This is a genomic window from Reyranella sp., assembly GCF_044224635.1.
Classification (GTDB): domain Bacteria; phylum Pseudomonadota; class Alphaproteobacteria; order Reyranellales; family Reyranellaceae; genus Reyranella.
On the sequence record NZ_JBGAKA010000083.1, the window covers coordinates 1 to 23250 of the forward strand.

The window sequence follows — 23250 nt, forward strand, 5'->3', positions numbered from 1 at the left end:
GGGCCGAGCGCCAGGGCCGGGAAGAAGGTGAGGCCGCCGACGATCAGGATGACGCCGACGACCAGGCCGACGAACAGCGGGCCGTCGGTCGGGAAGGTGCCGGCCGAGGCGGGCACGATCTTCTTGGCGGCAAGCGAGCCCGCGATGGCGATCATCGGCACGATCATCAGGAAGCGGCCGATGAACATCGCGAGCCCGATCGTGGTATTGTAGAATAGCGTGTTGGCGCTGATGCCGGCAAATGCCGAGCCGTTGTTGCCGGTGCCCGAGGTGTAGGCGTAGAGAATCTCGGAGTAGCCGTGCGGTCCGGCGTTGGCCGGCCCGGCCAGGCCAGCCGGGACGACCGTGGCAATGGCGGAGAAGCCCAGGATGGAGAGCGGCAGGACGAGGATGGCGAGCAGCGCCATCTTCACTTCCTTGGCCTCGATCTTCTTGCCGAGATATTCAGGCGTGCGGCCCACCATCAGGCCGGCGATGAACACCGCGATGATGGCGAACAGTAGCATGCCGTAGAGCCCGGCGCCGACGCCGCCGACGATGATCTCGCCGAGCTGGATGTTGAACAGCGGAATCAGGCCGCCGAGCGGCGTGAAGCTGTCGTGCATCGAATTGACGGCGCCGCACGAGGCGTCGGTGGTGACGACGGCGAACAGCGCCGAGTTGGCGATGCCGAAGCGCACCTCCTTGCCTTCCATGTTGCCGCCGGCCTGCAGCGCCGTCGCTTTGGTGTCGACGCCGAGCTTGGCGATGTTGGGATTGCCGGCGCCTTCCGCCCAGTAGGAGACGAGGACGCCGCCCAGCCACAGCACGGCCATGACCGACAGCACCGCCCAGCCCTGCCGCTGGTTACCGACCATGCGGCCGAACACGTTGGTGAGCGCTGCGCCGATCGAGAAGATCAGCACGATCTGCACGAAATTGGTGATGGCGTTGGGGTTCTCGAATGGATGGGCGGAATTGGCGTTGAAGAAGCCGCCGCCGTTGGTGCCCAGCATCTTTATGACTTCCTGCGAGGCGACAGGCCCCTGGGCGATCACCTGCTTGGCGCCCTCGAGCGTCGTCGCCTCGGTGTAGGCGCCGAGGTTCTGCGGCATGCCCTGCCAGACGAAGAACAGGCCGACGACGATCGAGATCGGCAGCAGGACGTAGAGCGTGCAACGCGTCAGGTCGACCCAGAAATTGCCGATGCCCGTGGCCGAGCGGCGGGCGAAGCCGCGCACCAGGGCGAGCGCGAGCGCGATGCCGGTCGCCGCCGAGACGAAATTGTGCACGGTGAGCCCGGCCATCTGGACGAGGTAGCTCATCGTCGCTTCGGGCACGTAGGACTGCCAGTTGGTGTTGGTGTCGAAGCTCATCGCCGTGTTGAAGGCGAGGCTCTCCTCGACTGCTGACTGGCCGGCCGGGTTGAACGGCAGCATCGCCTGCAAGCGCATCAGCGCGTAGAGGCCCAGGAAGCCCGCGAGGCTGAACAGCAGCATCGACACCGCATAAGTGAGCCAGCCCTGGTCACGGCGCTCGTCGACGCCGCTCACCCAGTAGATGCCGCGTTCCACGGGACCCAATACCGGCGACAGGAACGTGCGCTCGCCGGCGAAGACGCGCGTCATGTAGCCGCCCAGCGGCTTGACGAGCAGGACGATCACGACCGCGAACAGCGCGATCTGGATCCAACCATCGAAAGTCATGGCTGCATTCCCCTCTAGAACCGCTCTGGCCGCAGCAGGGCGTAGACCAGGTAGACGAACAGGCCGAAGGTCACTCCGGCGCCGAGGATGTATTCGATCAGCATGGCGGCCTCCTCACAGCCGGTCGCAGGCGTAGGCATAGGCGATGGCGAGCACGAAGCTGCCGCAGCCGACGGCTATCAGGATGATGTCGAGCATGGAGGGCTCCCTGTTGGACGCGAGCGATGCCGCCGCGGACGAGTGCACGGGTGGATACGAAAGCGGACTGAAGCTCGATGCATGGTTGTCTCGCGGGCTGGCGAGGTCGGCGCAGGCCCGTGTGCCGATCGATCAGGCCCATCCTCGATCCCGATCAGGTGATGCCGAAGGCCTGCAGGGCAAGGCTGATGGCCAATGCCACGGCAAGGTGCACCGCAAGGATGATGCCGATCTCGCTCAGCACCTCTCGCACCGACGGGCCTGTCGGCGAACGTCCTTCGCTGGCCAAGGCCGGCGGGCGCGCGGGCATCCGCCGGAAGGCACCCGAAGGCCGGGAAGGGGGACTGAACGCTTTCATGATTGCCGGAAAGTGGATCGAAACCACGTAAGAATTCGACGCGGGAAACAGTCCCGGCGCATATGAATTCCATATAGGGCCGGGACAGCCGCCGATCGCAGGAAGTCTCCTCACAGTCGATAGGTGAGACGCTCATAAGCGATGTAGAGGCAGAACAGCACGAAGCCGACGGCGAGGGCGATGTCGAGCATGGGTAAACTCCTCGCTTGAGGAGATATCCGTGCGCCATAGGATTTCCAGCCGTCACAACGGAACTCGGCATAGGCAAAGCATAGGCATTCGACAGTCCCCGATATAGGCGCTGATCGCGGATGAACGAACCGCCGTCGATACCTGTCAATCGGATTATCGTTCGTTCGTGGAATCGGCAATTTCTTTATGAAATTCCTATATCGACATTCTCCCCCAGGAATGGATTTCCTAGATCGAGGAATGTTCTTGTCGGCGCTGCTTCAGGGGAGCAAACGATGAACAACAAGCTGCTCGGCGCGCTGATCGGAAGCGCCCTCTACGTCGCCATCGGAGGCGGCAGCGCTTTCGCGCAAGGTCAGCCTGTGCCGGCTCCGGCAACGACGCCTACGCCCACGACGACACCGCCCGCAACGCCAGCCGCGCCGCCTGAGAAGGAGACCTGGAAGGCCCCATTCGGCGGCACCTTCTCGGCAACCTTCACCTTCGCCACCGACTATTCCTACCGCGGCATCTCGCAGACGCAGCGCCAGGTCGCCGCCCAAGCGGCGTTCGGCTACGAGACCCCGTCCCTGTTGCTCGGACAGGACGCCGCGCTCAGCGCTTACCTCGGCGGGTGGGGCAGCAACGTGAACTTCCCGGGCACCGGCACCGCCGCCGAGGTCGACCTGCTAGCCGGCTTCAAGCTCAAGGCTCTCAGCGAAAAACTCACCGTCGACCTGGGCTATATCCGCTACAACTATCTCGGCGCCCCGGCCAACCTGTTCTACGACTTCAACGAGTTCGGCCTGGTCGCTGGCTACGACTTCGGCGTCGCCCAGGTGAGCGCCGCCGTGCGCTACAGCCCCAACTTCTTCGCCAACTCGGGCAACGCCTGGTACAAATGGGGTCAGGTCACCGTTCCGCTGTCCTTCATCAAGGTCAACGAGAACGTCGCGTTCAAGCTGTTCGGCACCATCGGCAACCAGTATGTCGAGCGGTACACCTTCTACGGCGTCCCCTCGGACAATTACTGGGACTGGCAGATCGGGCTCACCGCAAGCGTCTACGGGTTCGATCTCACTATCGCCTATGTCGACACCAACATCGACGTCCAGGGTTGCCTGAACACCTACAATTGCGAGGCGCGCGCCATCTTCACTCTCAGCAAGTCGTTCTGACCTTCTCATTCTCCCCCCAGCTTCGCTGGGGAGGTGTCTCGGTAATCCGAGACGGAGGGGTCAGGAGTTTCAGTGGGGCTTTCGACCCCTCCGTCCGCGAAGACGTGGACACCTCCCCAGCAGAGCTGGGGAGGAGAATGAAGTGAGCGCCACGGAGTGGCGCGCTCCCGGCGGAGAGCATGAGTCAGCGCGTGTGAACGGCCGATTTGGCCATTGACCGGGCATGCCTGCCACGCAATACCCGGCACATGAATCAGGGCATGCGCGGCCGCGATGACGACCGCTGACACAGGCGCCTCCCCCGCCCCCAACAAGCGGGCGGCGGCGCTGACGTTGGCGGCGCTCGGCGTGGTGTTCGGCGATATCGGCACCAGCCCGCTCTACACCGTCAAGGAGTGTTTCAGCGAGTTTACAGGCCTCAAGCCCACGCACGACAACGTGCTCGGCATCCTGTCGCTGATCACCTGGGCGCTGATCGTCATCGTGACGCTGAAGTATGTCGTCGTGGTCATGCGCGCCGACAATCGCGGCGAGGGCGGCGTGCTCGCCCTGATGGCGCTGGTGTCGCGCCAGTCGGGCATTCCCGAACGGCGGCGGCGCATCTACCTGATGCTGGGCATCGCCGGCGCCGCGCTGTTCTACGGCGACTGCCTGTTGACGCCGGCAGTCTCGGTGTTGAGTGCCGTCGAGGGCTTGCAGGTTGCCGCACCGAGCCTGCATGCGGCAGTGCTGCCGATTGCGCTCGGCGTGCTCTGCGCGCTGTTCGCCGTGCAGCGCTTCGGCACGGCCGGGGTCGGTCGCTGGTTCGGTCCGATCACGCTCGTCTGGTTCGTCGTGCTGTTCGTGCTCGGGGCCCGCCAGATCCTCTCGGCGCCCGGCGTGCTGGTCGCGCTGTCGCCGCACTATGCGATCGGCTTCGCGCTGACGCATGGCGTCGTCACCTTCCTCGCGCTGGGCGCGGTGACGCTCGCGGTGACCGGCGCCGAGGCGCTCTATGCCGACATGGGCCATTTCGGCCGCGAGCCGATCCGCCGTGCCTGGCTGTGGCTGGTGCTGCCGTCCCTGCTCGCAAACTACTACGGCCAGGGCGCCCTGCTGCTCGACGACCCGACCGCCATCGACAACCCGTTCTTCCGGCTGGCGCCCAACTGGGCGCTCTATCCCATGATCGCGCTGGCCACGGCGGCAACCGTGATCGCCTCACAGGCGACGATCTCCGGCGCCTTCTCGATGGCCCAGCAGGCCGCCCTGCTCGGCCTCAGCCCGCGCATTCACATCCAGCACACCTCGGCCAGCGAATTCGGGCAGATCTACGTGCCGGCGATCAACTGGCTGCAGCTCGCCGGCGTGGTGGCGCTGGCGGCGGCCTTCAAGTCGTCGAGCAACCTTGCGGCGGCCTACGGCATCGCGGTGACCGGCACCATGCTGGTCACCACCCTGCTCGTGCTGGCGATGGCGGTGCGCGGCTGGAAATGGCACTGGGGCTGGATCATCCCGGTGTTCGCGGCGTTCGTGATCGTCGACGGCACGCTGTTTGCCGCCAACATGCTGAAATTCACCGATGGCGGCTGGGTGCCGCTTGTCCTCGCCGGAGCGATCTTCGCCGCCATGTGGACCTGGCTGAAGGGCAGGATGGCGGTCGCGGCGCGCGAACACGAGCATGCCCTGCCGATCGAGACCCTGCTCGGCAGCATCGGCCCGGGCCGCGTGCATCGCCCGCAGGGCGCGGCCGTCTACCTGACGGCGTTCTCGGACAACGCCCCCAATTCGCTGCTGCATAACCTCAAGCACAACGAGGTGCTGCACGAGCATGTCGTGCTGCTCACCGTCGCCGTGCCGGACGAGCCCTACGTGGCGCCGGACCAGCGCTCCACGGTGACGCATCTCGGCAAGGGCGTGCACCGCGTGGTGCTGAGCTACGGCTTCATGGAGCAGCCCGACGTGCCGCGCGATCTGGCGCGGCTGGCCGACAAGGGCGTGCCGATCGATCCCATGCGCACGTCGTATTTCGTCGGCCGCAACAGCTTCGTCGGCGGCACCCGGCCGCTGCTGCCACGGTGGCAGCAGAAGCTGTTCCTGGCGCTGTCCCGCTTCGCCGCAAGCGCCGGCGACTTCTTCGGCCTGCCGACCAACCGCGTCATCGAGCTGGGCAGCCGAATCGAGATTTAATCAATCCTACACCGGCGGATCGTCCGAGCTCGCGCGGACGCCGACGATCACGTCCTGGAAGTCGTTGTCGCCCGAGCTCGTCGGCAGATCCTCGAAGCCGATCTGCAGCTCGCGGCCGCCCGGCGCCACGCCAGACAGGACCTGCACTGCGTCGCCCGGATTGAGGGTCGCGAACGTATGGAAGATCACGGCGCCGGCGAGATCGCCGCGAGTCGCGCTGTGCAGCACCGGCGCGGCGCCGGCATCGAGATCAGCCGGGCTCGACGAGCCTGCTGCGGCCACGAAGGAGAGATCGTCGGGCAGGACGCCGAAACGATCGAAGCCGTCCTGGACCAAAAAGAAGCCGATCCGTTCGCCGTCGCCCGGCGTGCCGAGATCGACCGTGCGCGCGCCCGCCGGCACGGCGAGCGTGTTGGCAAACAGGATCTCGACATCGACGATGGTTCCGTCGGCGGCGACCCTGTAGACGCCCAGCGTATTGCTGTGCAGCGACACCGCCGACTTGAAGTCAAGCGTGAAGCGGACCGATCCGTCACCCGCCAGGAACGGCTCGTTGGCGATGCCGTTGACCGCCCCCGGCGCGACGGCGGTTGCTTCCGCCAGCGTGGGCAGATGCTCGACGAAGCTCAGCAGCGTGTGCTCCCCGCCATCGGAGCCGCGCGCGACCGTCATGAACTCGCCGCCGGAGAAATTTCCATTGAGCTCGAACGAGGATCCGCCGGCGCTGAGCGTCGTCTTCCCCGCCGCGAAAGTTACGGCGAGATTCGAGCGGCTGATCAGGGCATCGACGATGTCCAGCGCATCGCCGGTGCCGAACCCCGAAATCCTGTCGCCCGCCAGGTCGCCGAGAACGTCACGCAGACGGTCCGAGCCGGTGCCGAGATCAATGACGTCACTGCCGGCGCCGCCGTGAACCGCGTCGTCGCCCGCGCCGGCGCTCAGCGTATCGTTGCCGCCCCCGCTGAAGAGCTTGTCGAGTCCGTTGCCGCCCTGGATGACGTCGTCTCCCAGCTGGCCCAACAACGTGTCGTCGCCATCCCCGCCGTTGATGGTGTCGTTGCCGGAGGCTCCGCCGAACACGTCGGCGTCAGGCGTGCCCGCGAACGACCGGTTGGCATCGACACCGTCATCGACCGAGAGGCTGCCGAACAAGCCCTCCGCCTCCTCGTCCGGCCCGGCGGTGAAATACAGGCTGTCGGCACGGCCGAGGCTGGCGCCGTTGCCGAACGCGATGTCCCACAGGCCGTCGATCGAGGCGGGATCGCCCTGCTCATCGAGCAGATAGCCCTGCGGCTCGAGCGTGGCGATGTCGAGCGCCAGGATTCGCCCGTCGCCGAAATTACCCACGAGAAGCGTGTTGCTGTAGGGGCCGAAATCGGCCGGCGCGAGGGCGACGCCCCAGGGCGCGTTGAGCAGGCCGCCGGCATCGCCGGCGCGCAGGAAGGTGCCGTCGATGTCGAACTTGGCGACGAAGCCGTCGGTCGATTCCTCTTCGCCGCCCTCGGCGTTCGCCACCTTGGCATAGGCGACGATCAGCACCTCGCGATCGAGGCTGGCGTCGAACACACGCTCGATGTTGAAGGGCGCGAACTCCGCGCCGTCGCGCCCGCCCGGCACCTGTAGCTCGAAAGTGATGCTCGTCACCGGCTGCCAGTGCGCATCGAAGACATCGATGCGCCCCTGGGAGAAGTTGGCGGCGTAGAGGAGGTTGCCCGTCCCCGTCTCGGCGCTGACCGTGACACCCTTGTAGATGGCGCCGCTGTCGGAATTGTCGACGACGACGGCGAAGGCATTCATGCGTTGCGCGGGCGTGCCGCCGGACTCGCCCCAGGCTGCGATCGTTCCGTCCTCGCTGACCGTGATGAACCGCGCGGGCACGTCGTTCAGAGGAACGCCGGTCAGGCTGGTGCCGTCGACCAGGAAGTCCGTCGTGCTGCCGCTGAAGACCTGGCCGGTGGGATTGGAGGGCGGCGCCTCGCTGAGCGGCGTCGGCGTGGGCGGCGGCAGCGGCACCCCGTCGTGGCTCGGCGGATCGATCGCCACGTCGACGGGATCATTATCGGGATCGCCGGGAACCGCCACCACAGACAGGCCGTCCTGTCCGAACGGCACGGTGTCGGAGTCGCCGACATAGAGTGTCACCCGCGCGGTGTCGGTATTGGCAATCCACCAATGGCCACCGGCACCCGCCGGGCGCAGCGCCAGGCCCCATGCGTTGATGAAGGCCGGGTCGAACAGTTCGGCGTCGTCGGCAGGACGGCTGGAAACGAGGTTTACCTGACTGGTGTCGCTGGACATGCAAGCTCTCCGTCTGTCGCTGGAAGTCGAGTCGTTGGCGATGGCGCCAGGCGTTGGACGCGCCTGCCCTCGGTCCGTGATGGAATCGACGTCAGGGTCCTGCGGGACGGAGATGGGACCCTGTTGGAGGATTTGCGCTTGGCGTCAGCGTCGATTGCCGAGCCCAGAGCCTGCTCGATGGCGAGCAGCCCCTACCACTCGCCGCAACCGAAGCGCAGCAGGTTGCCGTGCGGGTCGTGGATGTAGAACTCCTTCATGTTCCACGGCCGCACCTCGAAGGGCGACAGGCCGGGGACGTTGTTGCGGCGAAACTCCTCGAACAGCGCTGGCACCTGGCCGCCGCGGATGTAGCAGGACGTGTTCTCCGGAAACTGCCGGTCGTCGGTCTTCCAGAAGTGCAGTTCCATGTCGTCGCGCTTGACGATCAGGTAGCTCGCCTCGACGTAGTCGCTGGAGAAGCCGAGCCGATCGACATAGAAGGCCCGCGTCACCTCGATATCGAGCGACGCCAGGATCGGGATGCAGCGCGCCGGATCGGCGATCATGCGTCGAACGCGGTGAGCGATACGGCGCCGCTCGCCGGCGGCTGCAGGCCGCGCGCCAGGAAGTCGGCGAGGCGGGCGAAGATGCGGCCGGCCTCGGGGCAGCCGACATCCTGCACCACCGTCTCCGCGGCGACGTTCAGCAGTGCGTTGGCGGCGAGGTCGCGGCACTCGGCCGGCAGGTCGTCGACGGCGTCCGAGATCAGGCGCATGGCGCGCTGCAGATCGGCAAGGCGGTCGGGCCGTGAGATGCTCATGGTCAGTTGAGCCTCCCCGCAGCGGCGCCGGGCAGCGGCGCCAGTCGCAGGCCGGCGCTCGCCAGCGCGACGGCGAACGCCTTCAGACGGACCGCGGCGACACGTGACGCGGTGGGCGCCATCAGGACGTCGAGCGAAGCCATCAGCGGCTGGTCGTAGTCAGCCTGCGCGAGGCCGCACAAGGCGACGAGCGTCGCCTCGTCGCGACTGACCGAGGAGCAGGTCGGCTGATGAATCTCCATTGCCCGTCGCGCGCCGAACAGGAACGCATCCATGGCGATGGCGAAATCGGGCAGCACCTCGAGCAAGCCGGCAAGCTTGAAGCCGCGATGCAGGATCGAGCCCTCGCACGGCAGGCTGTGCTCCTGCTGCCACTGCCGCACCGCCCATAGCACGAAGCGATCGCCGATCGGCATGACGCAGGCGCAGCCGGGCCGCCCGCAGCCCGCGCGCAGGTCGGACTGAAAGGGCGCATGCCGTTGTTCCGCTGGTCTTTCCATGGCCTCACCGAAAGTTGAATGCGGTTGACAATGTGGCAGTATTGTGCGATTGCGACTCATTCGCAATTCAAAAGTGAAAGGAGCTGCGAAGGCCATGAGCCAGCCACCGCGCCAGGCACGGCCGGACGGAAATGGGGGAGAACTGATTTCCGATCCGGCTGTCCCGGTCGTCGACAGCACCACTTTGATGTGCGGCAAGCGCGAGCTGCTGATCCGACACGGCGCCGACACCTACCGATTGAGGCTCACCGCTTCCAACAAGCTGATCCTCACGAAGTAAACGTACCCGAGGGACCATCCCTCCTCGGTCAAACTGCCCAGCCAGCCGATCCTTCCGATCTGCAGCCAGCCAGGCGCCCTTTTTTCGTCTTGGGGGACCCTGGCATGAAAGCCCAATCATTAGTCGCAATGCTGCTCGCCACCACGGCACTCGGTGGCATCGCCGCCCTGCCCTTGCGCGCGCAGACACCGCCGGCGCAGACACCAAGTCCAACCAATCCGCCGCCCGCCACCACGACTCAGGCACCGACTCAAGCGCCGACAACCGAACCGACGCAGCTCGATGCGGTGACGACGGCCGCGACGCGCACGCGGCGAACGCTGCTCGACGTGCCGGCCACCGTGTCGGTGACGACATCGGAAGATATCGAGCGCGAGAACATGCAGGACATCCGCGACCTGACGCGCAACGAGCCGGGCGTCACGGTCGGCAACAATCCCAATCGCGCCGGCTTCCAGAACTTCCTCATCCGTGGCATCGGCGGCAACCGCGTGCTGCTGATGATCGACGGCATGCGCCAGCCCGATTTCCCCGACAGCAACCAGGGCGCCGGCACCTACACGCGCGAGCAGCCCGACCTCGAGGACATCAAGCGGGTCGAGATCATCCGCGGCCCGGCCTCGGCGCTCTACGGCTCGGACGCGCTGGGCGGCGTGGTCGCCTACATCACCAAGGATCCGCGCGATTACCTGCGCGACGGCAAAGACGTCTACGCCTCGGTGAAGGGCGCCTACAGCGGCGCCAACCAGCAATTCGCCGAGTCCTTCACCGGGGCGGTTCGTGCCGGGCCTGTCGAGCTCATGGGCATCTACACGCGGCGCGACGGCCATGAGTTCTACCCGGCGCAGACGACGGTCACCCCTAATCCGACGAGCTGGTACAGCAACGACTTCTTCGCCAAGCTGGTGCTGCGGCCGACCGAGGTCGACACGATCCGCATCCAGGGCGCGTACACCCAGGGCCAGCAGAGCACGCAGATGCTGTCCGGCGTCGGCAACTTCCCCGCGCTCTTCGCCCGCATCTTCGACGAATGGGGCCAGGACTACACCCAGACCTATCGCATCGCCGCCCAGTGGCAGCACAACGCGCCGATCGGCTTCGTCGACCGCATCGACTTCCTGGCCTACTTCAACTCGACCTACACCCAGGCCGACACCTACCAGCTGCGCGGCGCCGCCGGCGGCCCGATCCCGACCAACGCCCGGACCTCGCAGTTCTATTACAACCAGAACGTCACCGGCGCCGAGCTGCAGCTCGGCACCGATGCCCAGATCGGCGACACGCGCAACGTCTTCACCTATGGGCTGAGCTTCGCCTACACCACGACGACGCGGCCGCGCGACCGCTTCCAGATCACGCTGGCGACCGGCGCGCGCACGCAGAATGTCGGCGGCGAGCTGTTCCCCAACAAGAACTTCCCCGACACCCAGACGATCCAGGCCGGCGCCTACATCCAGGATGAGATCACCGCCCTCGACGGCAAGCTGACGCTCCTGCCGGCGGTACGCCTCGACTACTACCAGCTCAATCCGATGCCCGACAGCTACTTCTGGAACTCGACGGGCGCCACGCTGAATGTCGTTCCGTCATCCAGCACCTACTTCTCGGCCTCGCCCAAGCTCGGCGCGATCTATCGCTTCAGTGACACCTACTCGGCCTACTTCCAGTACGCGACCGGCTTTCGTGCGCCGCCCTACGACAATGCCAACTTCGGCTTCACCAACGCCGCCTCGTTCTACCAGATCCTGCCTAACGCCAACCTGAAGCCGGAAACCGCCAACAGCTTCGAGATCGGCTATCGCGGCAACTACGCCAACGGCTCGAGCTGGCAGCTCACCGGCTTCTACAACCTCTACAACAACTTCCTCGAGACGGTAGTGGTTGGCATGAACGGACCGGTCACCCTGTTCCAGTACGTCAACCTGACCAACGTGACGATCTGGGGCGTCGAGGCGCGCGGCGAGTATCGCTTCACGCCGGACTGGGCCGTCCTGGGTTGGACCGCGTTCGCGCAGGGCACAGACCAGCGCACCGGCCTGCCGGTCGATTCGGTGGCGCCGTGGGCCACCCAGGCGCGCATCCGTTACGGCTCGGTCGAACGCGGCCTCAATGCGCAGCTGATCGGCACCATGGTGGCGCAGCACAACATGGTGAGCAGCCCGTTCTTCTTCCAGACGCCGGCCTACTTCAACCTCGACGCGACGGTAGGCTACACGCTGGGCAGCTACTTCAAGGTCAATGCCGGTCTCTTCAACATCACCAACGCCAAGTACTGGAACTCGGCCGACGTGATCGGCCTCACCTACAACAACCCGCAGCTCGACCTCTACGCCGCACCGGGCCGCTATGTCGGCGTCAACTTCACGGCAAGATGGTAAGGCTCAGTCGACCCGACGGCGGACGGCCGCCTCGGCCGGCGACGCGCCCTTCGCGCTCGTCGCTGGCCTTGTCGCTGGCGCTGCACGGGTTGATCGCCTTGCCTCTGCTCGCTGCCGGGTCGACCGGCAGCGCCTCGACCGACCAGCCGGCGTTGATCGTCGATGTGGCAATGATCTCCTCGACATCGACTGCCGCCGCCGCCGACGCCAACGACGCGGCCTCCGAGCCAACCACGCCGGCCGAGCCGGCGAAGCAGTCCGCTGCCCGGCCCGACGTCCTTCTGCCGCCGCCGGAGGAACCGCCGCCCATCGACACCTCGACGATGACCGTCGAGCGACCGACGCCCACCATCGAACGGGAATCAAAACCCATCGAGCGGGAGACAAGAGCAGTCGAACGTGAGACAAGGATTGATCTGACACCCCCCGAGGAGCCGCCGCCACTCGACACGGCAACCTTGAAGGTGGAGCGTGAGATCCGGATCGACCTGGCGCCGGCAGAGGAACCACCGGCGCTCGACACGTCGACTCTCAAGCCGGTCGAGCCGCCCAGGCCGAAGCCTGCGCCCGCCCCTCCGCCCAAGCCGTCCCCGCCGGCGCAAGCCGCAAGGGCCGATTCTCCGCGCGCCGGGGACCCTCGTCCTCCTGGCAGCCCGGCCGCGCCGGCTGGCGCGCCACCCGCGAATTTCGGCACGGCGAACGATGCCCAGCGGGCGGCGGCCGGCTTTCTGCCTGCCCCGGCCATCGTCTGGGAAGGCAAGCCGCGCTTCCGCCATCCGCCGACGCCCGCCGCCTATCCGCCGCGCGCCATCGAGCTCAACCAGCAGGGCGAGGCCCTGGTGCGGGTGCGCCTCGACACGGCCGGCACCGCGGTCGAGATCGTCCTGCATCGCAGCAGCGGCCACCACGCCCTCGACAGCGCCGCATTGGCAGCGGTCCGCAGCTGGCACTTCCTGCCGGCCATGCGCGACGGCAGGCCCGTTCCCTCCTGGGTCGAAATCCCGGTCCGTTTCCATCTGCGTTGAAGGAGAACCACATGCAACCGTCCCCCCCGACCAGGCTCGCCGAGCGCTGGAGCCAGTTGCGCAGCGAGAAGCCCACCCTGCGCATCCGCGACGCCGCGGTCGCGCTGGGCGTCAGCGAGGCCGAGCTGGTGGCGCTGGGTGTCGGCAAGACGGCGACTCCTCTCGCCAACGACTGGCGGGGGCTGCTCAACGCGCTGCCGGCGGTCGGCCGGGTGATGTGCCTGACGCGCAACGAGCACTGCGTGCATGAACGCCACGGCCGCTTCGAGGACGTCCAGGTCGGCGGTCCGCACGGCCTGGTGCTCGGGCCTGACATCGACCTTCGCCTGTTCCTCGGCAACTGGCGCTACGGTTTTGCCGTGCGCGAGCCGCTCAAGCAGGGCGAGCGGCTGAGCCTGCAGTTCTTCGATGCGGCCGGCGACGCCGTGCACAAGATCTACGCCACCGAGGAGACCGATCGGCCGGCCTTCGACGCGCTGATCGCGCGTCACCGCGCCGACGCCCCGGCGAGCCTGGCCCTCGCGCCGCGCCCCGGCGAGGCCGTCGACCGCGCCGACTCGGAGATCGACCTCGATGGCCTGCGCCAGGCGTGGCGGGCGATGACGGACACGCACGAGTTCTTCGGCATGCTGGGCAAGTTCAAGGTCGGCCGCGTACAGGCGCTGCGCCTGGTCGGCGAGGAATTCTCGCGCGAGCTGCCGGCGCGCTCGCTGCGCGCTGCGCTGGAGACGGCGAGTGCCGGGGCCGTGCCGATCATGATCTTCGTCGGCAACCGCGGTTGCATCCAGATCCACAGCGGCCCGATCGAGCGCCTGCTCGAGGTGCCGGGCTGGTTCAACATCGTCGATCCGGCGTTCAACCTGCATCTGCGCGACGCCGGCGTCGCCCGCGTGTTCTCGGTGCGCAAGCCGACCGACGACGGCATCGTGACCTCGATCGAGGCGTTCGATGCGCTCGACCGAAACATCCTGCTCATGTTCGGCGCACGCAAGCCGGGCAAGCCCGAGCTCGAGGAGTGGCGCGCCCTGGTCGCCGGGATCGAGAAGCAGGCGGCGTCGTGACTGGCGAGGAGCACGGCCTTCCGCTGGGAGCGCGCCACTGCTTCTCCTCCCCAGCTTCGCTGGGGAGGTGTCGCCGTCATACGGCGACGGAGGGGTCATGAGCAGCGGGACTGAGGCCCATGACCCCTCCGTCCGCGAAGACGCGGACACCTCCCCAGCGAAGCTGGGGAGGAAAGCCACGCCCGTCGGGCTCACACGCCGCACCGCGTTGATCGCGGCCGCCGCCGCGGCGACGTTCGCCGCGCCGTCCGCGCGCGCCGAGAAGATGCCGCGCATCGTCTCGATCGGCAGCTCGCTCACCGAGATCATCTACGCACTCGGCGCAGAAAGTCTGCTGGTCGGCGTCGATACGACCAGCCTGTTCCCCGCCGAAGCGCGCGCCCTGCCGCAGGTCGGTTACATGCGTGCCCTGTCGGCCGAGGGCGTGCTGTCGCTGAAGCCCAGCCTGATCCTCGCCACCACGGCAGCGGGCCCGGCCACGACTCTCGAGCAGCTGCGCAGCACCGGCATCGAGGTGCTGGTCCTGCCCGACCGTTACGACTACGACAGCGTGGTCGCCAAGATCGCCGCGGTCGGCAAGGTCACCGGCAAATCGGCCGAGGCCGAGGCCATGATCGCGCGCGGCCGCGCCGAGATGGAGTCGCTGTCGGCGCGCCTCGCCAGGGCGGGCAACAAGCCGCGCGTGCTGTTCCTGCTGTCGATGGGCGGCGGCGCGCCGCAGGCCGCCGGCCGCGACACGGCGGCGGATGGAATCATCAAGCTGGCCGGCGGCGTCAACGCCATCGACGGCTATGCCGGCTACCGGCCGCTCACGCCCGAAGCGGTCATCGCCTCGCGCGCCGATTTCGTGCTGGTGACGCGCCAGACCGTCGACGCGCTGGGCGGCGTCAAGGCGATCCTCGACCAGCCGGCGATCAGCCGTACGCCGGCGGGGCGCGACGGCAAGGTGGTGCAGTTCGACGCGCTGCTGCTGCTGGGCTTCGGCCCGCGCACGCCGCAGGCGGCCGAGGAGCTGGCGAGCGCGCTTCACCCCGATCTCGTCCGCACGCGGTGAGCGCTCCCGCCTTGGGCGTCGCCTTGCGGCGGCCGATCCCGCTGTTTGCGCTTGCAGCTCTGCTGAGCGTGCTGGGTGGCCTGTGCATCGGCGCCTTCCCGGTGAGCGTCGCCGACCTGCTGTCGGCAATCGGTCTTTCCAGCGCGCCGATCGACGACACCACGGCGACGGTGCTCTACGCCATCCGTGCGCCGCGCGTGCTGGCGGCCTTTGCCGTCGGCGCGGCGCTGGCGGCCGGCGGGGCGGCGATGCAGAGCCTGTTCCGCAACCCGCTGGCCGATCCCGGCCTGCTCGGCGTGTCGAGCGGGGCAGCGCTCGCCGCCGTGACGGTCATCGTGCTGGGCGAGAAGGTGATGCACATCGTGCCGCCGCCGCTCAAGCCGTGGCTGCTGCCGGTCGCGGCCTTCCTGGGCGGCCTCGCGGCGACGATCGTCGTCTACCGGCTGGCGGCACGCGACGGCATCACCCTGGTCGGCACGCTGCTGCTGGCCGGCATCGCCATCAATGCCATCGCCGCGGCCGGCATCGGCATGCTGGTGTTCATCGCCGACGAGCAGCAGCTGCGCACGCTGATCTTCTGGACCATGGGCGGCTTCGGCGCCGTCACCTGGGTGGCCATCCTGCCCACTTTGCTGGTGCTGGCGGTCGCCGTGCCGACCCTGCTGCCGGCCGCCCATCTGCTCGACGCCCTGGCGCTGGGCGAACGCGAGGCGGGCCATGTCGGCGTCGACGTCGAACGGCTGAAGCGGCGCCTGGTGACGCAGGTCGCGCTGGCGGTCGGCGCCAGCGTGGCGATCTCGGGAACCGTCGGCTTCGTCGGCCTGGTCGCGCCGCACATCGTGCGCCTGCTGCTGGGACCGGCGCATCGCACCCTGCTGCCCGCCGCGGCCCTGTTCGGCGGCGCCTTCGTGGTGCTGGCCGACGCGCTCGCCCGCACCGTCGTCTCGCCGGCCGAGCTGCCGATCGGCGTGCTGACCGCCCTGGTCGGCGGGCCGTTCTTCCTCTGGCTGCTGGCCGGCCGCGCTGCCCGGGGTGGCCTGTGAACCTGCTGCAGGCACAATCCATCGCGGTGCGCGTCGGCGCCAAGGTGCTGATCGAGGACATCTCGCTCGCTCTGGCGCCCGGCGAGTTTCTGGCCGTGCTCGGGCCGAACGGCGCCGGCAAGAGCACCCTGCTGGGCGCGATCGCCGGCGATCGCGCGGTGGCGAGCGGCGTCGTGCTGCTCGACGACAAGCCGGTCGGGCAGTGGAACAAGCTGGCGCTGGCGCGGCGGCGCGCCGTGCTGCCGCAGCATTCGGCGGTGGCTTTCGACTTCACCGGGATGCAGATCGCCACCCTCGGCCTGCTCGCCCATCGCGACCGGCTGTCGGAACGGCAGATGCGCGCCCTGGCCGAACGGGCATTGGACGAAACCGAGGCGCTCGCCTTCGCCGACAGGTCCTACACGGTGCTCTCCGGCGGCGAGCGCCAGCGCGTGCAGCTGGCCCGCGTGCTGGCGCAATGCGACGCCGATCCGGCGGTCCGGCCTTTCCTGCTGCTCGACGAGCCGATCACCGGCCTCGATCTCGCCCATCAGCATGCCGCGCTGGCGAGCGCCCGCCGCCGCGCCGACCGCGGCCTGGGCGTGCTCGCGGTGCTTCATGACATCAACATGGCGGCACGCTACGCCGACCGCGTCGCCATCCTCGAGAACGGCCGCATGAGCGCCCTCGGCGCCAGCGAGGCCATGCTGACGCCGGAGCGGCTGTCGGCGGTGTTCGCCACACCCATCGTGAAAATTTCCGCCGGCGGCGAAATCGCGTTTCTGAGCCCGGGGGCCGGGCACTAGAGCCCGCGGCGCTCATCTTCGTTCTCCTCCCCAGCGAAGCTGGGGAGGTGTCGGCGTCTTCGCCGACGGAGGGGTCAAGAGCACAGGAGTGGTTGCTCATGCCCCCTCCGTCCGCGATTACGCGGACACCTCCCCAGCAGAGCTGGGGAGGAAAAGAAGACGCGACGAAAACACGACGGTCACCACAAGGTCACTTCTGCGGGCGCCGGCAACAAGCACCATCAATATCATCGCCAAAGCGCGGGCAATTGGACATAAACAAGCCGGATTTACTGGCTGATATTGGGGGTCATGGACGACCGTCCCACCCTGATCGTGACCACGCGCCTCAGCGTACGGCCCCTCGGCGTGCGCGGCGATCCGCTGCACGCGGTTGCGAGCCAGCTTCTTGCCGTCATCCGTCGTCGCCTGGGCGATGGGCCTGCGAACCTCCTGGCCGATCCGCAGCTGCGCGAGAACAGCAACGGCATCGACTGGTACGCCGCGCGTTCCGGTCCGGTGCAGCGTCTCGCCGATCTCGGCGAGAGCGAGCGTGCCCAGGCGCTGGCCACGGTCGAGCAGCATCTCGAGGCGATCCGCCGGCTTGCCGCGCAATTGCAGGCGCCGACGGCGGCCGACGAAGCCCGTCTGATCGGCCGCTCGCTCGAGCTTGCGACCCGGCGCCCGTCCGACGACTTCATCTATATGGTCGATGGCGAGCCGGTGATCGTCGCCTGGGGCTACGAGGCCGATGCCGTGGCGAGCCTGCAGCCCGTCGCCTTGCCCATGGTGCCGCGGCCTGCGCAGATCGCGACCGCCACCACCGGTGCCACGACCTTGGCCAGCGTGCCCGCCGTGCCGGCGGCGCGGCTTGCCTGGGCGCCGTGGCTCAGCGCCCTGCTGTTCGGGCTGCTGCTGCTCCTGCTCCTCCTCGCAACGTCGTGGCTGATGCGCGCCTGCGCCCCCATCGGGCCCGACGTCACCATCGCGACGCACGAAACACCGGCGCTGCCGCCGCCCGAAGCGCCACCCGACCCGACGCCGCTGTTGAAGGCCTCGCTGGACAATGCCGAGGCCAACGAGGGCAAGCTCAAGACCGAGCTGGCCGCGCTCGAAACAGAGCTCAAGAACAAGATCGCGGCCTGCAAGCCGATCGAGCCGCCCAAGCCGCCACCCCCGCCTCCACCGCCGGCGGCGGCTGCCAAGCCGCCCGCGCCTCCGCCGCCTCCCCCACCGCAGCAGCATCAGCCGCCGCCGCAACAGCAGGCGTCGCTGCCGCCGGCGCCCTCGATCAACCGCCCGCCGCCGGGCCAATTGCCATGCAACTGGTCAGGCGACTCGGGTGGCGAAGGCGTGACGCGCAATCGCCACTATCTCGGCGACAGGCCGGGCTTCGTCGGCATCAACTACAATCTCTACGTCAAGCCCGACGACATCAGGGTGGTGTATCGTGGCCAGGTGATTGCCGGCACCGGCGGCCCGCGCAGTGGCCGCGGCGGCTTCGGCTTCGATTGGAAGCCGGTGGCCGGGGATTATTCGGTCGATGTGATCGTAACGGGGGAGATGTGGGGTACGCGCTGGACGTACGCCATGGTCTGCCCACGCTGAGAAAACAGGGCTAGGGAATCCGGATGGCCGCAGGACCCCTTCTCGTCAGTGAACCGCTGCAGCGCTATCGTGCGCTCGGCATGGCGGGCGACCCCGTGTGGCGCGCCGCCGGCCAGCTGCGCACCGCCGTGACGGCCCGCCTGTCGCGCCGCCACGCCGATCTGCTGGCGATCCCCGAGGTCGATCCGACCGGGCGCCAGATCGACTGGTATGCCCCGTTCGATGGCACGGTGCGCGGCCTCGCCGATCTCAACGAGGCGGAACGGACCGCCGTGCTCGACGAGGTTCGTCGCCTGCACGACGACATGACCAGCCTCGCCGAGGCGATGGAGGCGCCCGCGCGGTCGGGCGCCGAGCGCAATTTCGCCCGCCTGCTGCGTCATGCCCTGACGGCTCCGGGCGAGGACACGCTCTACGTCGTCGACGGCAAGCCGGTCATGACGTTCTGGGGCTTCAGCGCCGACGCCGCCCTTCCCGGTTCCTTCCTCGCCAGTCCGCCGGTTGTTGCGTCGGGACCGCGGCCGGCTCTCACGGCGCAACTGGCGCCGCAAGCCGTGCTCGCCAGCGCACCCGCCGCGGCAGTTGTCGGCGCCCGCTCGACCTGGTGGCAGTGGCTGTTGCTCGCCGTGCTGCTGCTTCTCCTGCTGGCGTTTGCCGCCTGGCTGGTACGGCCCTATCTGCCGCGCCTCGAACCCGTGCTCGAAGCCGAGGCGCGCGAGCGCGCGCTCGGCATGTCGGTGCGCCAACCGGCCGAGCTGCAGAAAGCCCGCGTCGACACCCTGCAGCGCGACAGCGAGGCGCTGCGCCTCGAGCTGGCACGCCTGACCGACGAGCTGGCGCGGCGCGGCGGCGATTGCGCCGCGGGCCTGGTCGTGCCGGGCGGCGTGATCGTCGGCAATGCGCCGATCGAACGCGGCGCGGCGCCCGACGGCCCCGATATCGCCGCCCTCGACAAGGGCACCGGTCCCGACAAGGGCATGGGGCCGGGCGACGAGGCCACCAAGGATCGCGGCAAAGACCAGGGTCTGAAGGACCAGGGCCGAGGCGGCCCGGACGAGAAGAACCTCGACAAGAACGCCGACAGGGGCGGCCCCAACAACGATCGCCTGGACGACAAGAACGACAGGAACAAGGGCGCCAATGCTCCCAAGGACGAGCCCAAGCCCATGGTCGTGCCGCCCGACGCCAAGCAGAAGCAGGATCTCGCCTTCCTGAAGGGCGACTGGCGCTCGCGCACCGGGCTTGCCACGGCGACCGGCGAGCGCGACATCCGGCCGACCTACACCCTGGACGACAAGGGCAAGGGCAAGGTGAGCTTCACCCAGAAAAACGGCAGCGTCTGCGAGGCACCGGCCGAGGCGCGCTGGAACGGCGACAAGCTCACCATCGAGGAGAAGGCCAATCCCAAATGCGCCGACGGGCGGACCTACGCGCGCAACACGGTGAATTGCGAGGTCGGCGCCGACGGCGTGGCGAAGTGCAGCGGCAGCCAGCCGGGGGATTCGCGGAGCTATCGGGTGCAGATCGGCCGTTGACATCTTACATTCGAAGCCCAGCCTTTACATCTGACATGAGCGATCTCGCCCGCCTGCCGAGCTATCCCAGCCCGACGACGCTGATTGCCCGTTCCGGCATTCAGTTCCTCGATTTCGGTTTCGATCCCGTGCGCCTGAAGATCCGCGAATGGGGTTTCCATGACGCCGCCGCCGGCAAGGGCGTCGACGACCTGGTGCAACTCGATTTCGACGAGGCGCACGGCCAGTACGAGGTCGTCGAGGCCGGTCGCCGGCGCGCCGCCGAGCCCAACCTCGTGATCACGGCCAAGGATGCGCTGGCGCCGTTCCTCGACAAGTGGGTGCCGCTGCCGTTCCTGCAGGTGCGGCCCAACAACCAGTTCCGCGAAGGCCCGTCCGACTGGGCGCGCGTACGCGTCGTCGATCTCGAGGCGCGCTACGGCGCCGGCTACCGCGACGAGCAGGGCCATCGCTATCGCGCCGTCATCGCCTTCGATACCGGGCTGATCGCCGAGGCCGAAGGCCGCGCCTATCTCGCGCCGTCGTCCAAGGACGTCACCGCCGGCGCGCTGTTCGCGCTGGCGCCGCAGCAGCGCGCCAACCATTGGCTGCTGCGCCAGGGCTGGATGAACCAGTGGCTCGAGGAGCTGTTCCGCGAGCTGCATCCGCGCGCCACGCTCGAGGAGATCGACAGCGACATCAAGCAGAAGCCGCAGGAGGTGACAGCGCGCTACCTCGCCTTCCTGGGTCTGCTGGCGAGCGCGCTGCGCCTGCCGCCGATCAAGCTGGTGGGCGATGCCGAGCGGCCCGGCCGCGGCGCCATCGAGGTCGACCTGGTGCTCGACGTCGGCAATTCGCGCACCTGCGGGCTGCTGATCGAGGCGGCGGGCGAGCTCGGCGTCAACCTGAACGATTCCTACGAGCTGGCGCTGCGCGATCTCTCCCATCCCGAATGCGTGCACGCGCGGCCTTTCGAATCGCGCGTCGAGTTCGCCCAGGCCTGGTTCGGCAAGAACCACCTGTCGCGGCTCGGCGGCCGCGCCGATGCCTTCGTCTGGCCGACCATGACCCGCGTCGGGCCCGAAGCGACGCGGCTCGCCGCGCGCCGGCGCGGCACCGAAGGCAATACCGGCATGTCGAGCCCCAAGCGCTACCTGTGGGACGAGGAGCCGCAGCCGCGCGAATGGCGCTTCAACATCGCCTATGCCCAGGACCAGACGGCAATGCCGGCGGCGGCCGGGCCGATGGCGCAGCTGGTCAATCAGAAGGGCGAGCCGCTGCACCTCGTCGATGCCGACGCCGACAGCGCAGACCACCTGCCGGTGTTCGAGCCGCTTTATTCGCGCTCCTCGGTGATGACCTTCGTGCTGTCGGAAATCCTGCTGCAGGCGCTGACCCTGATGAACTCGCCGCAGCAGCGCGGCCGGCGCGCCCACGCCGAGACGCCGCGCCGCCTGCGCCGCGTCGTGCTCACCCTGCCGACCGGCATGCCGCTGGCCGAGCGCCTGATCTTCCGCAAGCGTGCCGAAGCGGCGCGTGATCTGGTGTGGATGATGCTGGGCTGGCGGCTCGATGACCCGGCGGCGCCGCCGCCGCGCGTGCTGACCGACTGGGACGAGGCGAGCTGCACCCAGCTGGTCTATCTCTACACCGAGGTGGCGCGCAATTTCGGCGGCGACGCCCGGCGCTTCTCCGAGGTCACCAGCAAGCCGCGCGGCAAGCCGGCCGACGGCGCGCTCAACATCGCCAGCATCGATGTCGGCGGCGGCACCACCGACCTGATCATCAACACCTACAAATTGGAAGGCGCCGGCACCTCGGTCACGCTGTTCCCCGAGCAGCGCTTCCGCGAAGGCTTCAACGTCGCCGGCGACGACATCCTGCTGCGCGTCGTGCAGGGCCATGTCCTGCCGCCCATCGAGGCGGCGCTGCGCAGCGCCGGGATCGCCAATCCCGACGACCTGATGGCCGAGCTGGTGGGCGGCGATCGCGGCGGCGAGGACGTGATCCAGCGCAATCTGCGCCAGCAGTTCGCCCTGCAGATCGCCCATCCGATCGCGCTCGAGCTGATGCGTGCCGCCGAGACCTACGACCCGGCGTCGGGCGTCGTTGCGGCCGAGCCGCGCCCTTACGAATCGTTCTTCGCCGAGGGCGCCAAGCCTTCCGAGGACGTGGTGACCTTCGTCAACGAGGCGGCGCGCAAGCGCGGCGCCAAGGGCTTCGACCTCAAGGCGACGGTCTTTCCGGTCGAGCTGCCGAGCCTCGACAAGACGGTGCGCGCCGAGATGGGCCGCGTGCTGGCACCGCTGGCCGAGATCGTGCACGCCTACGATTGCGACGTGCTGCTGCTGTCGGGCCGTCCGTCGCGCCTGCCCGGCATCCGCGGCCTGCTGATGGAATTGCTGCCGCTGGCGCCGGAGCGCGTGATCTCGCTGCACGAATACCGCGTCGGCGCCTGGTACCCGTTCCGCGACGCCCGCCTGCGCGTCGAGGATCCCAAGACCACGGTCGCGGTCGGCGCCATGATCGCCGCGCTGGCCCAGTCGCAGCTGCCCGATTTCTCGTTCCGCTCCGATCTCCTGCGCTCGCGCAGCATCGCCAAGTTCATCGGCAAGCTCGATGGCGGCGGCCGGCTGCAGCGCGAGGACCTGGTCTATCGCGACGTCGATCTCGACAACCGCGAGTACGAGCTGCCGGAGACGACCTTCGAGTTCCGCGGGCCCATGTGGCTGGGCGCTCGCCAGCTCGACCTGGTGCGCTGGCCGGCGGCGCGGCTCTACGCGCTCGAGTTCGCGCGGCCCGAGCACGCCGAGCGGCATGCGCGCGAGACGCCGTTCAAGGTGGCGCTCGCCCGCGTCAAGCCGAAGGACAAGGATTCGGGCGACGTCGAACGCTTCCGCCTGCGCCAGGTGACCAATCGCGACGGCCGCGCCGTGGCACTCGATCGCCTGACCTTGCGCCTGCAGACGCTGCCGCGGCGCGAAGGCTACTGGCTCGATACAGGCATGCTCAAGACCGGTTGAGGATATGGACACCGTCGATCTCAGACTGGCCCAGGATTGCGAGACGCTCGCCGTGGCGGCGAGCGAGGGCGTCACCTGGCTGAAGGGTGCGGCCGAGCAGTCGCCGACCGTGGCGCAGCAGGCGCCGTCGCTGATCAGCGAGCT

At 68.3% G+C, this 23250-nt stretch carries 21 protein-coding genes; 12 read left to right on the plus strand and 9 right to left on the minus strand.

The window, feature by feature from the left end; translation table 11 throughout:
- The 4 genes from kdpA to ACILR9_RS37170 all read right to left on the minus strand — a co-directional run.
- On the minus strand, nt 1-1685 hold a 1685-nt coding region (gene kdpA, locus ACILR9_RS37155; RefSeq protein ID WP_395715039.1), incomplete at its 3' end, for a potassium-transporting ATPase subunit KdpA.
- Between the two features lie 14 nt (nt 1686-1699).
- Nucleotides 1700-1789: a K(+)-transporting ATPase subunit F gene (gene kdpF / locus ACILR9_RS37160; protein WP_395715040.1), complete on the minus strand. Its 90-nt coding sequence runs from the start codon at nt 1787-1789 to the stop codon at nt 1700-1702.
- Between the two features lie 10 nt (nt 1790-1799).
- Entirely contained in the window at nt 1800-1931 is a 132-nt protein-coding gene (locus ACILR9_RS37165; protein WP_395715041.1) for a hypothetical protein, read from the minus strand.
- Nucleotides 1932-2037: 106 nt separating this feature from the next.
- Nucleotides 2038-2193, minus strand: a complete 156-nt coding sequence (locus tag ACILR9_RS37170; RefSeq protein WP_395715042.1) for a hypothetical protein — start codon at nt 2191-2193, stop codon at nt 2038-2040.
- A gap of 515 nt (nt 2194-2708) precedes the next feature.
- On the opposite strand from ACILR9_RS37170, the gene ACILR9_RS37175 reads away from it, so the two are divergent.
- Both ACILR9_RS37175 and ACILR9_RS37180 read left to right on the plus strand, forming a co-directional pair.
- Nucleotides 2709-3590, plus strand: a complete 882-nt coding sequence (locus tag ACILR9_RS37175) for a TorF family putative porin (protein ID WP_395715043.1) — start codon at nt 2709-2711, stop codon at nt 3588-3590.
- A 273-nt stretch (nt 3591-3863) separates the two neighbouring features.
- Nucleotides 3864-5759, plus strand: a complete 1896-nt coding sequence (locus ACILR9_RS37180; RefSeq protein WP_395715044.1) for a potassium transporter Kup — start codon at nt 3864-3866, stop codon at nt 5757-5759.
- Between the two features lie 6 nt (nt 5760-5765).
- Here ACILR9_RS37180 and ACILR9_RS37185 read toward each other — a convergent pair whose 3' ends face one another.
- From ACILR9_RS37185 to ACILR9_RS37200, 4 genes are all read right to left on the minus strand, one after another.
- The gene (locus ACILR9_RS37185; protein WP_395715045.1) at nt 5766-8057 is read right to left on the minus strand and encodes a TIGR03118 family protein; all 2292 of its coding nucleotides are present in this window, start codon (nt 8055-8057) and stop codon (nt 5766-5768) included.
- A gap of 191 nt (nt 8058-8248) precedes the next feature.
- Nucleotides 8249-8602 (minus strand): bleomycin resistance protein, encoded by a 354-nt coding sequence (locus ACILR9_RS37190; RefSeq protein ID WP_395715046.1) that lies wholly within the window; start codon nt 8600-8602, stop codon nt 8249-8251.
- The gene (locus ACILR9_RS37195; protein WP_395715047.1) at nt 8599-8856 is read right to left on the minus strand and encodes a hypothetical protein; all 258 of its coding nucleotides are present in this window, start codon (nt 8854-8856) and stop codon (nt 8599-8601) included. Before ACILR9_RS37195 ends, ACILR9_RS37190 begins: the two co-directional genes overlap by 4 nt.
- A 2-nt stretch (nt 8857-8858) precedes the next feature.
- Nucleotides 8859-9356 (minus strand): hypothetical protein, encoded by a 498-nt coding sequence (locus ACILR9_RS37200; protein WP_395715048.1) that lies wholly within the window; start codon nt 9354-9356, stop codon nt 8859-8861.
- 94 nt (nt 9357-9450) lie between these two features.
- Here ACILR9_RS37200 and ACILR9_RS37205 point away from each other — a divergent pair, with 94 nt between their 5' ends.
- Nucleotides 9451-9636, plus strand: coding sequence for a hemin uptake protein HemP (locus ACILR9_RS37205; protein ID WP_395715049.1), 186 nt, complete (start codon nt 9451-9453; stop codon nt 9634-9636).
- A gap of 104 nt (nt 9637-9740) precedes the next feature.
- A complete protein-coding gene (locus ACILR9_RS37210) occupies nt 9741-12014 on the plus strand; it encodes a TonB-dependent hemoglobin/transferrin/lactoferrin family receptor (RefSeq protein WP_395715050.1) in 2274 nt (757 codons plus the stop codon).
- Here ACILR9_RS37210 and ACILR9_RS37215 read toward each other — a convergent pair.
- Complete coding sequence (locus ACILR9_RS37215; RefSeq protein WP_395715051.1) at nt 11998-12366, minus strand: hypothetical protein; 369 nt, start codon at nt 12364-12366, stop codon at nt 11998-12000. The two genes, ACILR9_RS37210 and ACILR9_RS37215, sit on opposite strands and share 17 nt — an antisense overlap.
- A 112-nt stretch (nt 12367-12478) precedes the next feature.
- On the opposite strand from ACILR9_RS37215, the gene ACILR9_RS37220 reads away from it, so the two are divergent.
- From ACILR9_RS37220 to ACILR9_RS37255, 8 genes are all read left to right on the plus strand, one after another.
- Entirely contained in the window at nt 12479-13039 is a 561-nt protein-coding gene (locus ACILR9_RS37220) for an energy transducer TonB (RefSeq protein WP_395715059.1), read from the plus strand.
- 11 nt (nt 13040-13050) lie between these two features.
- Nucleotides 13051-14100, plus strand: a complete 1050-nt coding sequence (locus tag ACILR9_RS37225; protein WP_395715052.1) for a hemin-degrading factor — start codon at nt 13051-13053, stop codon at nt 14098-14100.
- Nucleotides 14101-14308: 208 nt separating this feature from the next.
- Nucleotides 14309-15154 (plus strand): hemin ABC transporter substrate-binding protein, encoded by an 846-nt coding sequence (locus tag ACILR9_RS37230; protein WP_395715053.1) that lies wholly within the window; start codon nt 14309-14311, stop codon nt 15152-15154.
- 11 nt (nt 15155-15165) lie between these two features.
- Complete coding sequence (locus ACILR9_RS37235) at nt 15166-16197, plus strand: FecCD family ABC transporter permease (protein ID WP_395715054.1); 1032 nt, start codon at nt 15166-15168, stop codon at nt 16195-16197.
- Nucleotides 16194-16982, plus strand: a complete 789-nt coding sequence (locus ACILR9_RS37240) for a heme ABC transporter ATP-binding protein (protein ID WP_395715055.1) — start codon at nt 16194-16196, stop codon at nt 16980-16982. The genes ACILR9_RS37235 and ACILR9_RS37240 overlap by 4 nt, the downstream gene beginning before the upstream one ends.
- A 291-nt stretch (nt 16983-17273) precedes the next feature.
- On the plus strand, nt 17274-18569 hold the full coding sequence (locus ACILR9_RS37245; RefSeq protein ID WP_395715056.1) for a hypothetical protein: 1296 nt from the start codon (nt 17274-17276) through the stop codon (nt 18567-18569).
- A gap of 23 nt (nt 18570-18592) precedes the next feature.
- Nucleotides 18593-20104, plus strand: coding sequence for an SrfA family protein (locus ACILR9_RS37250; protein ID WP_395715057.1), 1512 nt, complete (start codon nt 18593-18595; stop codon nt 20102-20104).
- 35 nt (nt 20105-20139) lie between these two features.
- Nucleotides 20140-23106 (plus strand): virulence factor SrfB, encoded by a 2967-nt coding sequence (locus tag ACILR9_RS37255; RefSeq protein WP_395715058.1) that lies wholly within the window; start codon nt 20140-20142, stop codon nt 23104-23106.
- Nucleotides 23107-23250: the final 144 nt, after the last annotated feature.